Below are 12,845 nucleotides of genomic sequence, written 5' to 3' on the forward strand. Positions count from 1 at the left end.
AATCTTTCGCCCCAAATCCTGCTTCGAACATGCGTAATGCCGCAACGATGCGGAGGTTCCGTCAGGGAGGCGCACCACAACGCCGAAAATCTTGCCCGGGCCGCGAGGCTTCCTATCTCTCCGTCAGATGTCACAGACGAAATCCAGTACAACAGCGTATGCCAGCCAGGGCGATCTCTTCGGCGCGGCCGACACGCTGCCGGAAGGATTTTCTTACCGGCCTAGCCTGATCACAACGGACGAAGAGGCGGAACTGGTCCGTCACCTCAATGAACTGTCCTTCAAGCCGTTCGATTTCCATGGCCATATTGCCAACCGGCTGGTCGCCGGCTTCGGCTGGCGCTACGACTATGACCGGCGACAGGTCGTCGAAGCGCCGCCCATCCCGAAATTCCTGCTGCCGCTTCGCGACAAGGTCGCGGATTTTGCCGGCAGGCAGGCCACGGAATTCGCGCAAGTGCTCATCAACGAGTATCGGCCGGGCGCGGGCATAGGTTGGCATCGCGACAAGCCGCATTTCGATCTCGTCGCCGGCGTCTCGCTGCTGGCGCCCTGCAGCTTTCGGCTGCGCCGCAAAAAAGGCTCGAAATGGGATCGCGAGACGATCGAGGTCGAACCGAGGTCCCTCTATCTCATGGACGGTCCGGCGCGCCACGAGTGGGAGCACAGCATTCCGCCGGTCGCCGGGCACCGCTATTCGATCACGCTGCGCACTCTGAAATAGGCGATACTCCAAGCCACGCAGCAGCCGCTCTGGAAGGCAGCACGCAGTTGTGCTTCGATTGCATATGAGCGTTGATCGCAGCAAAATCCCGGCCATCCGCGTGGCGCTCTTTCTGTGGGCATGCCTGTCCTGCGTTCTGGCTCTGCAGTGGCTCGTCGACCTCGGCATGGTCGGCTTTCCCGACGGATACATAACGCCCTATGCCCGAGCAACGAGCACGCTGTTGCATGTCCTTGTCTGGGCATGCCTGGCTCAAAGTCTCTACTTCGCTTGCCGAGCCTTGCTTGGCAAACGCTTCGAGCCTGCTCCTCTCTTCCTGCAAATCCTGATCGCCGCCGCACTGACTGTCGTGCCGGCATTCATCGTAAAACACTGTCCGCGGTCTCAGGTATGCAGCAACATCTATGAAGCGCTCACGAATACGATGATGGACGACGGCACCGGCGGATGACGTTGTGTCTCCAGTAACTGACGAGAGTTCGAACTTTGGCGTCGCGCCGCGCGGTGGCGGTAAAACCTGGAGGAACCATGCGAAAGATCCTGGCATCGATGCTGCTGTTCGCGGCAGCGCTATCTGCAAACCCCGCTCGGGCGCTGGACAGTACCATCCCGCCGGTTGTCGTCACACCGCTTGCCGATCGCAGCCAGACGGCGTCCGGTCAGCCGATCGTGCTGCCGCAGAAAAATGTCCAGGTCCTGGTTTCAACCTATGACATTGCGGTCGGCGCCACTCTGCCGGTGCACAAGCACCCGTTTGCCCGCTACGCCTATGTCGAGGCCGGGACACTCAAAGTGACGAATGTCGAGACCGGCAACAGCAACACCTACAAGACGGGCGATTTCATCATCGAGATGATCGGCCAATGGCACCAGGCCACCAACATCGGCGACGCCCCGGTCAAGCTGCTGGTCATCGACCAGGTCGAACAAGGCGCCAAGAACACGGTGCTGCAGAAACAATAGATCTCTCGCTACGGACCTAGGCAGGGTTGCCGGGCTGGCCCAAGCAGCGACTGGCTGTTCCGGCTTCCCCACCAACCGAGCCGATGCTAGGGCTGGCCGTCATGCAATCATGAAGGATCGCCCCTTGGCAGGAAATGCTCGCCCCCTGATCGAAATCTGCGTCGAAGGCATCGATGGACTGCTGGCCGCGCAGGCCGCCGGCGCCGACCGGGTCGAGCTCTGCGCCAGCCTGGTCGAAGGCGGCATCACGCCCAGCCTCGGCACGGTGCGCGCCGCACTCGAGAGCGCGACCATTCCCTTCCATGTCATCGTGCGGCCGCGCGGCGGCGATTTCCTCTACAGCGAGGCCGAATACAGCTCGATGCTCGCCGATGTCGCAGCGCTTCGTGACCTCGGCGTCGCCGGTGTCGTCGTCGGTTGCCTCAATGCCGACGGCACCATCGATGAAACCCGCATGGGCGCGCTGGTCGATGCCGCCGGTCCGCTCGCCGTCACCTGCCACCGCGCCTTCGACATGACGCGCGACCCGGCCGAGGCGCTGGAAGCGCTGATCCGCTGCAAGGTCGGCCGGGTGCTGACCAGCGGCCAGAGGGACACCGCGGTGGAAGGCGCCGGCCTGTTGGCGGATCTCGTCCGCCAGGCCGACGGCCGCATCATCATCCTCGGCTGCGGCGCGCTGGACCCCGAAAACATCGCCGGGGTGCTGGCATCAACCGGGCTGACGGAACTGCATTTCGCCGCGCTCAAGGACGTACCGAGCGCCATGGCCTACCGCAACCCGCAAGTCGGCATGGGCGGCGGCGATCTGGACCGCGAATACCGCACCACAGTCACCGATGGGGCGCTGGTTGCCGCGACGATTGCGGCGGCCAGAGCATGATGAGCGAAGCCGTGACTGGGCCGTCGCCGATCAGCCGTGTCTCGCCTCAGGACGAAGCGGCCATCCTCGCACTCAACAATGAGCACGCCGCCGAACTGTCATGGCTCGAGCCCGAACGGCTGTCTTTCCTGCTTGGCGAAGCGTTTTACGTCAGGCGCATCGGCACGCTCGAAGCCTTCATCATGACCTTCGACCAGAATGCGGCCTACGACAGCCCGAATTTCCTCTGGTTCCGCGAGCGCTATTCCACGCTTCGTCTATGTCGACCGCGTCGTCGTCGCGGCGCAAGCGCGCGGCCGCGGCCATGCCCGCCGGCTCTACGAGGATCTGTTCGGGGAAGTCGCACGCGCGGGCCACAGCATCGTCACCTGCGAGGTCAATGTCGAACCTCCCAATCCGGCTTCGGACGCCTTCCATGCGGCGCTTGGCTTTGCCGAGGTCGGTGACGCGGTGATCCATGGCGGCAAGAAGGCGGTGCGCTACTACCTCAAGGAGATCGCCGGCTGATGGGTCGCTGGCTGATGATCGGCAAGCAGATCGCCACGGCGGCATAAGATTAGGAGTCCGTAGCCCTCACCAATTCCGGTTCAGCCAGGCCCGCGCGGGCTTCTCGACCAGATAGTAGCTGCATAATGCACAGGCGAAGACAGCCGCCAGCATCGGGATCGGCGCACTGCCCTGCTCGGCGACGAATTTGTAGAAGGCCTGTTGCCAGAGATAGAGCGAGTACGACCACAGCCCGATCATCACCATCGGCCTGGATGAAAGCAGGCCGGTCAGATGCCAGCTGCTGGTGTCCAGCGTATTGACGGCAAGCGCCAGCAAGGGCACCGCCAGGAGATAGTGGACCGGCGTCGGCACCGGATCGAGGAACAGCAGAATGGCGGCGGCCGCCGACACCAGACTGACATAGGGACCCTTCAGGAATGCCGGCAGCCGGTCATCGTGCCTGAGCAGGCAGATCGATGCCGACAGCAGGATCGAGGCGATATGCACGTCGGTGCGCCAATAGCTGTGCTCGTAATCCATGCCGAGTACCCAGTACGAAATGGCGCCATTGGCCATCGCCAGCAGCGACAGCGTCACCAGCAGCCGAACGACACTGCCCCGCCCGGTCACCACCACGCTGATCAGCGCCAGGATGATGTAGGCATGCTCTTCCACGCATAGCGACCAGATGTGGTCGAGCGCGCCGGCGCGGGTGATGAGAATTCCGGCATAGTTGTAGGTGAATGTCAGCGCCGTCAGCGCCGCCTTCCATCTGAAGGCGATGAAGGTGCCGGAGAGCCCGATCATGGCTGATATCACGAACACCAGCAGCGCGGGATAGATGCGCGAAAAGCGGCGCTTGAAGAATTTTTTCAGCGGAAAGCGTTCGATGAAAAGGATCTCGCCCATCAGCCGGCCTGAGAGCACGAAGAAGAACTCGACGCCGAGCACGCCGAGATTGATCCCGGGAACGGGGAAGAAATGGCCGATCAGCACCAATGCGATCGAAAGCCCGCGCCAGCCGTCGAGATAGGCCAGTCTTGCTCTAGCATTCTGGTCGGCTGCCGTCCGCGGCAAGGGCAACGGACGCTGCGGAAATGTCGGCCATGCCGATCCTCTACGACGCAAGATCTTGGCGCAGCTCACACCGCCGCGCGCAGAATCCACCCCGTGTTCCGCCTAGCTATACATATTGCAGTGCAATATCAGATTGTGCAAGTGCGAGAATGGGGCTGGGCAGTCCCTTGGGAAGTATGCGCCTGTTCTTGCACGGGAATTACCTGAAACAACGGATTTGCGCGTGGCAGCGAACCCGCAAGGCCTGGCAGTTACAGCCCGCCGCAGACGAACAAAGGGGCCGCGATGGCCCCTTTCCTTGTCAGTAGCTTATGATGTCAGGCGTTGGCTGCCGCCACCGCGCGCTTCGCCATCACGGCGATCAAATTGGCACGGTATTCGGCCGAAGCGTGGAGGTCGGTCATCAAATTCTTCGCCGGCACTTTCACGCCGTCGAGCGCCGATGCGGCAAAATTTTTCGCCAGTGCGGCTTCGATCTCCTTCGAGCGGAACACGCCGTCATCGCCGGCACCGGTAACGGCAACGCTGACCCCGTCCTTGCCCTTGGCCACGAACACGCCGACAATCGCATAGCGCGAGGCCGGGTTGCGGAATTTTTCGTAAGCAGCCTTGGCCGGCGCGGTAAAACTCACCGCGGTGATGATCTCGCCTTCTTTCAGCGCCGTTTCGAACAGGCCGGTGAAGAATTTCGCGGCTGAAATCTCGCGCTTGTTGGTGACGATGGTGGCGCCCAGCGCCAAGAGCGCCGCCGGATAATCGGCGGCTGGGTCGTTGTTGGCGACCGAGCCGCCGATCGTGCCCTTGTGGCGCACCGCCGGATCGCCAATCAGCGACGCAAGGTGCGCAAGCGCCGGACAGGCCTTCCGCAGCTTCTCGTCATTGGCGACGTCGTAATGGGTTGTGGCGGCGCCGATGGTGACGGTCTTGCCCGACACCTTGACGCCTTGCAGCTCCCTGATCCGCGACAGGTCGATCAGGTCGGACGGTGCGGCGAGCCGCGTCTTCATCGCCGGGATCAGCGTCATGCCGCCTGACAAAAGCGTGGCGTCGCCGCTCTTCACCAGCTTGGCGGCGTCGACGACCGAGGCGGCGCGGTGGTAGTTGACTGCGTACATGGGATCCTCCCCTGAAGTGGTTAGGCAGTAGTGAGTAGTGAGTAGGGAGTAGGGAATAAGGACGCTGTCATCTCCGGTAATGCCAATTCCCTACTCACTACTCCCTACTCACTCATTTCTTCGCCCTAATCGCCGCCCACACCGTCGACGGCGAGGCCGGCATGGCGATGTCCACAATCCCCAAAGCGTCGGTGATGGCGTTGATGACCGCTGGCGGCGAGCCGATGGCGCCGGCCTCGCCACAGCCCTTGATGCCGAGCGGATTGCTCGGACACGGCGTGTTCGAGGTCGACACCTTGAATGACGGCAGGTCGTCCGCGCGGGGCATGGTGTAGTCCATGTAGCTCGCCGTCAAAAGCTGCCCGCTATCGTCATAGTGAGCGCCTTCCAGCAGCGCCTGGCCGATGCCCTGGGCGATGCCGCCATGCACCTGGCCCTCGACGATCATCGGGTTGATGATGTTGCCGAAATCGTCCGCGGCGACGAACTGGACGATCTCGGTCGTGCCGGTTTCCGGATCGATCTCGACCTCGCAGATGTAGCAGCCGGCTGGGAAAGTGAAGTTCGCCGGATCGTAGAAGGCGGTTTCCTTCAGTCCCGGCTCCATGCCTGCCGGCAGATTGTGGGCGGTGTAGGCGGCAAGCGCCACCTGGAACCAGGGCAGGCTCTTGTCGGTGCCGGCAACCTTGACCTCGCCATTCTCGATGACGATGTCGCCCTCGTCGGCCTCGAGCAGATGGGCGGCGATTTTCTTGGCCTTGGCCTCGACCTTGTCGAGCGCCTTGGCGATTGCCGACATGCCGACCGCGCCCGAGCGCGAACCGTAGGTGCCCATACCCATCTGCACCTTGTCGGTGTCGCCATGGACGATCGACACCGAGTCCAGTGGCACGCCAAAACGCTGGTTGACGAGTTGCGCGAAGGTCGTCTCATGGCCCTGGCCATGACTGTGCGAGCCGGTCAGCACCTCGATCGTGCCGACGGCATTGACCCGCACTTCGGCCGATTCCCACAGGCCGACGCCGGCGCCGAGCGAGCCGACCGCCGCCGACGGCGCGATGCCGCAGGCCTCGATGTAACAGCTCATGCCGATGCCGCGCAGTCTGCCCTGGCTGGCGGCCGCCGCTTTGCGCTTGGCAAAGCCGGCATAGTCGGACGCCTGTGTCGCCGCATCGAGTGAAGCTCCATAGTCGCCGGCGTCATAGTTCATGATGACCGGCGTCTGGTGCGGAAACTCGGTGATGAAATTGATGCGCCGCAACTCCGCCGGAGAGACCCCGAGTTCACGCGCGGCGGTCTCCATTGTCCGTTCGAGCAGATACGTGGCTTCCGGCCGCCCTGCCCCGCGATAGGCATCGACGGGTGCCGTGTTGGTGTAGACGGTGCGCACATTGGCGTGGATCGTCGGGATGTTGTACTGGCCCGACAGCAGCGTCGCGTAGAGATAGGTCGGCACGCAAGACGAGAACAGCGACATGTAGGCGCCGAGATTGGCGATGGTGTCGACTTTGAAGCCGGTGATCTTGTTGTTCTTGTCGAACGCCATTTCGACCGTCGAGACATGGTCGCGGCCATGTGCGTCGGTGAGGAAGCTTTCGGTGCGGTCGGCGACCCATTTGACCGGGACGCCGGTTTTCTTGGACGCCCACAGGCAGACGATCTCTTCGGGATAGATGTAGATCTTCGAGCCGAAGCCGCCGCCGACATCGGGCGCAATGACGCGCAGCTTGTTTTCCGGCGCGACATTGTAGAAGGCGCTCATCACTAGCCGCGCGACATGCGGGTTCTGCGACGTCGTCCAGCAGGTAAAATGGTCCTCGGCCTTGTCGTAATGGCCAAGGGCCGCGCGCGGCTCCATGGCGTTGGGAACCAGCCGGTTGTTGACGATCTTCATGCGGGTGACATGGGCCGCCGCCTGGATCGCCGCGTCGGTCGCCTTGGCATCGCCGATCTCCCAGTCGAAGATAAGATTGTCCTCGGCTTCGGCATGGACCTGCGGCGCACCTTTTTGCAGCGCCTTGGTGGCATCGACCACCGCCTTCAATTCCTTGTAGGTGATCTCGACCGCTTCGGCCGCGTCGCGGGCCTGGCCCTTGGTTTCCGCCACCACGATGACGACCGCGTCGCCGACATAGCGCACCTTGTCGACGGCCAGCGGCGACCACGCGCCCATCTTCATCGGCGAGCCGTCCTTGGAATGGATCATCCAGCCGCAGATCAGGTTGCCGATGCCGTCGGCCTTGAGCTCCTTGCCGGTCAAGACGCCGATGACGCCGGGCATCGCCTGCGCTCGTCTGACGTCGATCTTCTTGATCTGAGCATGCGCGTGCGGGCTGCGCACGAAAGCGGCATGCTTCATGCCGGGAACCACCATGTCGTCGACATAGCGGCCGGCGCCGGTGATGAAGCGTTTGTCTTCCTTGCGCACGACCCGAGCGCCGATACCTTCAATGCCCATAGGAATTCCTCCGGAATAGCGAATAGTGAGTGGCGAATAGTGATTAGTGAGTAGGAATTGTGCTCGGAGCGGTTCGGCTAAACCGACTACTCGCTACTCCCTATTCGCTATTCGCTTCTTTCTTACGCTGCCTGTTTCGCCCTGCCCTTCGGCACCTTCGCCATCGTCTGCGATGCGGCGAGGATCGCCTTGACGATGTTGTGGTAGCCGGTGCAGCGGCAGATGTTGCCTTCGAGCTCGGCGCGCACCGTCGCCTCGTCAAGGCCTTCGGGATGGCGCGCGATCATGTCGGTCGCCGTCATGATCATGCCCGGCGTGCAGAAGCCGCATTGCAGCCCATGATGTTCCTTGAACGCGGCCTGCATCGGATGCAGGTCGCCGCCATTGGCAAGCCCTTCGATCGTCACCACGGTCGACCCGGAGGCCTGCACGGCCAGCATCGAACAGGACTTCACCGCCTTGCCGTCGACATGCACGACGCAGGCGCCGCATTGAGAGGTGTCACAACCGACATGCGTTCCGGTGAGACCAAGATTTTCGCGCAGGAAATGAACCAGAAGCGTTCGGTCCTCGGCAGCGCCGCTGATCCGTTTTCCGTTCACGACAAACGAAACGTCCGACATGCATCCTCCCTGGGTATGACCTTGGTAGTCATGCTGCCGATGCGGCTTTGGCGCTCGGCCATGCGCTATTGGTACACTGCACAAAGCGCAAAAAACACACGGCGCTCATTGTACTTTCGGTCATGGAGAAAACGAAAATCATGGGCCTGTCCGCCCCATTGCTAAAGAGCGAATAGGGGGCAACAATGCCCTCGACGCCAGCGCGCCGAGAGACATAAAAACGGGCGCGCGCAGGAAGCGTCGGAGGATATCGGGAGGAAGCCTCTGGCCAGTTCACGGACGAGCTATGCATCCGGTCTGTCGGCGCTCACCACCGACGAGCCCGACGCCGATGCATTCGCCCTGGCGGTCGCCGTCGAGGCCGCAGCCATCGATGCCGGCTTTGCCCTGCTGTTCTTCTCCCAGAGCCTGTTTGACGCGAGCGTCCTTTCGCAAGGGCTGAAGACCCACGCGCCGACGCTGGCCTACGCCGCCTGCTCGACCGCCGGCGAGATTACCCCCCAGGGCCTGGAGGAAGGCCATGTGCTGGCGCTGCTCTTTCCCTCCGCGTCGTTTTCGGCGGTCAGCACCATGGTCGACAATCTCTCCTCGTCGGGAATGGACAGGATCACTGATGAAGTCGAGGGCTTGCGGCGGTTGCTGCGCGGACGCACCGGCAGTTGCCATGCCAAAAGCACTTTCGCGCTCTGCTTCATCGACGGGCTGTCCTTTGCAGAGGAAGCGGTGACCTCGGCCATCCATTGGGGGCTCGACGACATCCCGCTGATCGGCGGTTCGGCGGGCGACGATTTGAAATTCGAAACCACAAGGCTGATTTCAAACGGCAAGGTTGCGTCCGACAGCGCCATCATTGTGCTGGTCGCCACCGAGATACCGTTCCATGTCTTCAAGACCGACAATTTCATCCCAACCGACGAGAAGCTGGTGGTGACGGCATCCGATCCAGACCACCGCACCGTGCGCGAATTCAACGCCACCAACGCGGCTGAGGAATATGCAGCCTCGGTCGGCATCGTTGCGCAGAACCTGACGCCGATGAGCTTCGCCTCGCACCCGGTGGTGGTGAAAGTGGGCGGCGAATATTACTGCCGCTCGATCCAGAAGATGCATGCCGACGGTTCCCTGTCTTTCTTTTGCGCCATAGACGACGGCGTCGTGCTGTCCATCGCCCAGCCCAAGGACATGGTGGAATCGACGCGCGCCGCACTGCGCGACGTCGAGCAACGGCTCGGCGGCATCGACATGATCCTCGGCTTCGATTGCGTGCTGCGCCGGCTCGATGCGCGCAACCGCCAAGTCTTCCGCGACATTTCGGAGCTCTACCGGGTCAACAATGTCATCGGCTTCGGCACCTATGGCGAACAGTACCGTTCGATGCATCTGAACCAAACCTTCACCGGCATCGCTTTCGGCGAACGCCAGGCGGCGGAATAGCCCATGCCGCTCAGGGACATCAACGACGTCGACAGGCTGAAGAAGATCAACGCCGCTCTGGTCAGCCGCGTCGAGCGCTCGATGGACCAGCAGGGCAATGCCTTCTCGCTGTTCCAGACTGCAATTTCACTGGAAAACCGGGTGCGCATGCGCACCGAGGAACTGCACTCGACCTTGCGCCGGCTGGAACAGTCGAACATCGACCTCAGCGCCGCCAAGGAAAACGCCGAGCTGGCGAACCTGTCCAAGACCAGGTTCCTGGCCGCCGCCAGCCATGACGTGCTGCAGCCGCTGAACGCCGCCCACCTCTCGGTCTCGGCACTGGCCGAAGTGCAGACCAGCGACGAGGGCAAGAAACTCGTCCGTCAGGTCGAGCGCTCGCTGGAGACGATGGAAGACCTGTTGCGCACGCTGCTCGACATTTCCAAGCTCGACGCCGGCGTGGTCCAGCCCGACATTGGCGACGTCAATCTGGAGACGTTGTTTTCGTCGCTGCGCTCGGATTTCAAGCCGGTTGCCAAGCTGAAGGGGCTGACACTGAAATTCCGCCCGGTCAGCGCCGTGGTGCGTTCGGACCGCACGCTCTTGCGCCGCATCCTGCAAAACATCCTGTCCAATGCGCTGCGCTATACCCGCTCGGGCGGCGTGCTGGTCGGCACCAGGCATCGCGGCGACACCATCCGCATCGATGTCGCCGACACCGGCTGCGGCATTCCCGACGACCAGCGCGAGGCGGTGTTCGAGGAATTCCATCGCGGCTCCGCCATTCCGGCCGATACCGGAATTTCCGGCGGCGGGCTGGGGCTGGGCCTTGCCATCGTGCGGCGCATGGCCGCCGCGCTCGGTCATCCCGTGACGTTCTCCTCGAGGGTTGGGCGCGGCACCATCTTCCACATCGACGTGCCGGTCGGCATCGGCGCCAGCGCCGACGCCATCGCCAGCCTTGCCGAAATGGAGCGGCCGCGCGGCTACGGCCTGTTCGGCACCAAGGTGCTGCTGGTCGAAAACGACGCCGACGTGCTGCAGGCGATGACTTTCCTGCTCGAGCGCTGGCAGTGCCTGGTCCGCGCCGCGACCTCGACCGAGGCTGCGGTCAGCCTGCTTGGCGACACCGACTGGGTGCCCGACATCGTCATTGCCGACCAGCATCTCGACGACGGCGACCTCGGCACCGCCACCATCGCCGAAGTCCGCGATTATCTCGGCCGCGCCGTGCCGGCGCTGATCGTCACCGCCGACGGATCGGAGGCCGTCGCCAAAGCCGCCCGCGGCGCCGGCATCGAACTGATGCGCAAGCCGCTAAAGCCGGCGCAGCTAAGGGCGCTGCTGGCGCATCTGCTGGCTTGAGCCCCATACCCTCCCCTCGATGGGGAGGGTCGGCGCGCAGCGCCGGGGCGGGGTGCAGCGCCAAGCTCCCCCACCCCGCTCCGCTTCGCGGATCGACCCTCCCCACAAGGGGGAGGGTAAAGATCAAAACCCGGCCTGATCGCGAAACAGCTCCGCATTGTCCAGCTTCGACACCTCGATCACCGCTTGAGTGCGGCTGTAGACGTTTAGTTTCCGCAGGATCTCCGAGACGTGCGCCTTCACCGTGGTCTCGCCGACCTGCAGCTCGTAGGCAATCTGCTTGTTGAGCAGGCCCTGGCGCAGCATCTGCAGCACGCGCAGCTGCTGCGGCGTCAGTTTGGCCAGCCGCTGCACCATATCGGCGCGGTCGGCGCTGTCGGCGTCGGGTGGCTGTCCCTCATATGTCTCCGGCACATAGATCGCGCCCTCCATCACCGAGCGGATGGCGGCGGCGAGATCGCTCTTGCGCGCCGATTTCGGGATGAAGCCGGCAGCGCCATAGGACAGTGCCTCGGAAATGATCTTCGGCTCCTCATAACCCGAGACGACGACCACCGGCAGCCGCGGATGGCGGGTCCTGAGCTGCAGCAACCCCTCAAAGCCATGGACATCGGGCATGTTGAGATCGAGCAGCGCCAGATCGAATGGCTTTATCCCACCCAGAAGATCGAGCGCTTCGGCGATCGAGCGCGCCTCCACCGTGTCGACTTCCGGGTACGCCATCTGCACGGCGCTGTGCAGCGCCTCGCGAAACAGCGGATGGTCGTCGATGATCAGAAACCGGGCGCGATCGTTGATTGCGGTCATGGTGTTCGTTTCAGTTCTCCGTGGGCACGATACTCCCGCTGGTATGGCCAGCTTATTGGCAAATAGTCTATCGCCATCTTAACCCCCGGAGGCGAAGCCGACTTTATCCGACAATCAAGGCGCAGCCGATGCTTTTGCGGAGGCTCCTGCCTTGCCCGGCGGTTCAAATCGGTCAAATGTGCCCCAGTTGAAGCAGAGACCCCGCATGACAGACTTCGTCCTTCCCTTGCCCGCAACACCATCGGTCGCCATACAAGGCTCTGCCGAGCGCTTTGCGGTGCGCCGCATCTTCTGCGTCGGCCGCAACTACGCCGCGCACGCCCGCGAACTCGGCAATGACGAGCGCGACCCGCCCTTCTTTTTCACCAAGCCGGCCGATGCGGTGGTCGATTCCGGCACCACGATCCCCTACCCGCCGCTGACCAAGAACCTGCACCATGAGATCGAGCTGGTGGCGGCGATCGGCAAGGCCGGCTTCCGCATCCCCCGCGCCGAAGCCCTCGACCATGTCTGGGGCTACGGCGCCGGTATCGACCTCACTCGCCGCGACCTGCAGGACGAGGCCAAGAAAGCGGCGCGGCCGTGGGACTGGTCGAAGGCCTTCGACCGCTCGGCGCCCTGCGGTCCGCTGGTGCCGGCCGCCAAATCCGGCCATCCGCAAAAGGGCCGCATTTGGCTCGCCGTCGACGGCGCGGTGAAGCAGGAGGGCGACCTCGCCGAACTGATCTGGCCGATCGCAGATATCGTTTCGATCTGCAGCGGTGCGGTTGTACTACAACCGGGCGACCTGATCTTCACCGGCACGCCGGCCGGCGTCGGCGCGGTAGCGCCGGGACAGACGGTGACCGGCGGTGTCGACAGCATCGGCACCATCGAGATCACCATCGGCCAAGATCCCATCGGCCAAAATTCCACCGACAAGCCGTGA

The 12,845-nt window shown here is 63.1% G+C and carries 12 protein-coding genes and 1 pseudogene; 8 read left to right on the forward strand and 5 right to left on the reverse strand.

Translation table 11 applies throughout. The features are described 5' to 3' along the window. The first annotated feature begins 127 nt into the window (after nt 1–127). The 5 genes and pseudogenes from NKJ57_RS15125 to NKJ57_RS15145 all read left to right on the forward strand — a co-directional run bounded on the left by NKJ57_RS15125 (nt 128) and on the right by NKJ57_RS15145 (nt 3,074). The gene (locus tag NKJ57_RS15125; RefSeq protein ID WP_352499605.1) at nt 128–724 is read left to right on the forward strand and encodes an alpha-ketoglutarate-dependent dioxygenase AlkB; all 597 of its coding nucleotides are present in this window, start codon (nt 128–130) and stop codon (nt 722–724) included. 64 nt (nt 725–788) lie between these two features. Further along, complete coding sequence (locus NKJ57_RS15130) at nt 789–1,175, forward strand: hypothetical protein (RefSeq protein ID WP_352499604.1); 387 nt, start codon at nt 789–791, stop codon at nt 1,173–1,175. Between the two features lie 77 nt (nt 1,176–1,252). Further along, nucleotides 1,253–1,687: a cupin domain-containing protein gene (locus tag NKJ57_RS15135; protein WP_352499603.1), complete on the forward strand. Its 435-nt coding sequence runs from the start codon at nt 1,253–1,255 to the stop codon at nt 1,685–1,687. A 109-nt stretch (nt 1,688–1,796) separates the two neighbouring features. Continuing rightward, complete coding sequence (locus NKJ57_RS15140) at nt 1,797–2,567, forward strand: copper homeostasis protein CutC (RefSeq protein ID WP_488377191.1); 771 nt, start codon at nt 1,797–1,799, stop codon at nt 2,565–2,567. After that, nucleotides 2,567–3,074 (forward strand): annotated as a pseudogene (locus NKJ57_RS15145) (GNAT family N-acetyltransferase). Before NKJ57_RS15140 ends, NKJ57_RS15145 begins: the two are co-directional and overlap by 1 nt. A 66-nt stretch (nt 3,075–3,140) precedes the next feature. Here NKJ57_RS15145 and NKJ57_RS15150 read toward each other — a convergent pair. The 4 genes from NKJ57_RS15150 to NKJ57_RS15165 form a co-directional block, all read right to left on the reverse strand. Beyond that, nucleotides 3,141–4,133 (reverse strand): acyltransferase family protein, encoded by a 993-nt coding sequence (locus NKJ57_RS15150; protein WP_352573719.1) that lies wholly within the window; start codon nt 4,131–4,133, stop codon nt 3,141–3,143. A gap of 317 nt (nt 4,134–4,450) precedes the next feature. Continuing rightward, entirely contained in the window at nt 4,451–5,248 is a 798-nt protein-coding gene (locus tag NKJ57_RS15155; protein WP_352511747.1) for an FAD binding domain-containing protein, read from the reverse strand. Nucleotides 5,249–5,360: 112 nt separating this feature from the next. Next, nucleotides 5,361–7,706 carry a xanthine dehydrogenase family protein molybdopterin-binding subunit gene (locus tag NKJ57_RS15160; protein WP_023688177.1) on the reverse strand — a complete coding sequence of 782 codons (2,346 nt, stop codon included), beginning with the start codon at nt 7,704–7,706 and terminating at the stop codon, nt 5,361–5,363. Nucleotides 7,707–7,828: 122 nt separating this feature from the next. Continuing rightward, on the reverse strand, nt 7,829–8,329 hold the full coding sequence (locus tag NKJ57_RS15165; RefSeq protein ID WP_023681712.1) for a (2Fe-2S)-binding protein: 501 nt from the start codon (nt 8,327–8,329) through the stop codon (nt 7,829–7,831). Nucleotides 8,330–8,671: 342 nt separating this feature from the next. Here NKJ57_RS15165 and NKJ57_RS15170 point away from each other — a divergent pair, with 342 nt between their 5' ends. Both NKJ57_RS15170 and NKJ57_RS15175 read left to right on the forward strand, forming a co-directional pair. After that, entirely contained in the window at nt 8,672–9,763 is a 1,092-nt protein-coding gene (locus tag NKJ57_RS15170; RefSeq protein WP_352511776.1) for an FIST N-terminal domain-containing protein, read from the forward strand. Between the two features lie 3 nt (nt 9,764–9,766). Continuing rightward, a complete protein-coding gene (locus tag NKJ57_RS15175; RefSeq protein ID WP_352511749.1) occupies nt 9,767–11,110 on the forward strand; it encodes an ATP-binding response regulator in 1,344 nt (447 codons plus the stop codon). Nucleotides 11,111–11,233: 123 nt separating this feature from the next. Here the strand turns inward: NKJ57_RS15175 and NKJ57_RS15180 are convergent, their stop codons facing one another. Next, nucleotides 11,234–11,917 (reverse strand): response regulator, encoded by a 684-nt coding sequence (locus tag NKJ57_RS15180; RefSeq protein WP_023805428.1) that lies wholly within the window; start codon nt 11,915–11,917, stop codon nt 11,234–11,236. A gap of 205 nt (nt 11,918–12,122) precedes the next feature. Here NKJ57_RS15180 and NKJ57_RS15185 point away from each other — a divergent pair, with 205 nt between their 5' ends. Beyond that, nucleotides 12,123–12,845: a fumarylacetoacetate hydrolase family protein gene (locus tag NKJ57_RS15185; RefSeq protein ID WP_352511750.1), complete on the forward strand. Its 723-nt coding sequence runs from the start codon at nt 12,123–12,125 to the stop codon at nt 12,843–12,845.

It is taken from the genome of Mesorhizobium sp. M0077, from assembly GCF_040322955.1.
Taxonomy (GTDB): Bacteria; Pseudomonadota; Alphaproteobacteria; order Rhizobiales; family Rhizobiaceae; genus Mesorhizobium.

What these genes read in the sequence shown, in the direction of transcription:
- NKJ57_RS15135 (WP_352499603.1), top strand. Translation starts at nt 1,253, where the DNA reads ATGCGAAAGATCCTGGCATCGATGCTGCTGTTCGCGGCAGCGCTATCT.
- NKJ57_RS15125 (WP_352499605.1), top strand. Translation starts at nt 128, where the DNA reads ATGTCACAGACGAAATCCAGTACAACAGCGTATGCCAGCCAGGGCGAT.
- NKJ57_RS15130 (WP_352499604.1), top strand. Translation starts at nt 789, where the DNA reads ATGAGCGTTGATCGCAGCAAAATCCCGGCCATCCGCGTGGCGCTCTTT.
- NKJ57_RS15185 (WP_352511750.1), top strand. Translation starts at nt 12,123, where the DNA reads ATGACAGACTTCGTCCTTCCCTTGCCCGCAACACCATCGGTCGCCATA.
- NKJ57_RS15160 (WP_023688177.1), bottom strand. Translation starts at nt 7,706, where the DNA reads ATGGGCATTGAAGGTATCGGCGCTCGGGTCGTGCGCAAGGAAGACAAA.
- NKJ57_RS15155 (WP_352511747.1), bottom strand. Translation starts at nt 5,248, where the DNA reads ATGTACGCAGTCAACTACCACCGCGCCGCCTCGGTCGTCGACGCCGCC.
- NKJ57_RS15165 (WP_023681712.1), bottom strand. Translation starts at nt 8,329, where the DNA reads ATGTCGGACGTTTCGTTTGTCGTGAACGGAAAACGGATCAGCGGCGCT.
- NKJ57_RS15175 (WP_352511749.1), top strand. Translation starts at nt 9,767, where the DNA reads ATGCCGCTCAGGGACATCAACGACGTCGACAGGCTGAAGAAGATCAAC.
- NKJ57_RS15140 (WP_488377191.1), top strand. Translation starts at nt 1,797, where the DNA reads ATGAAGGATCGCCCCTTGGCAGGAAATGCTCGCCCCCTGATCGAAATC.
- NKJ57_RS15180 (WP_023805428.1), bottom strand. Translation starts at nt 11,917, where the DNA reads ATGACCGCAATCAACGATCGCGCCCGGTTTCTGATCATCGACGACCAT.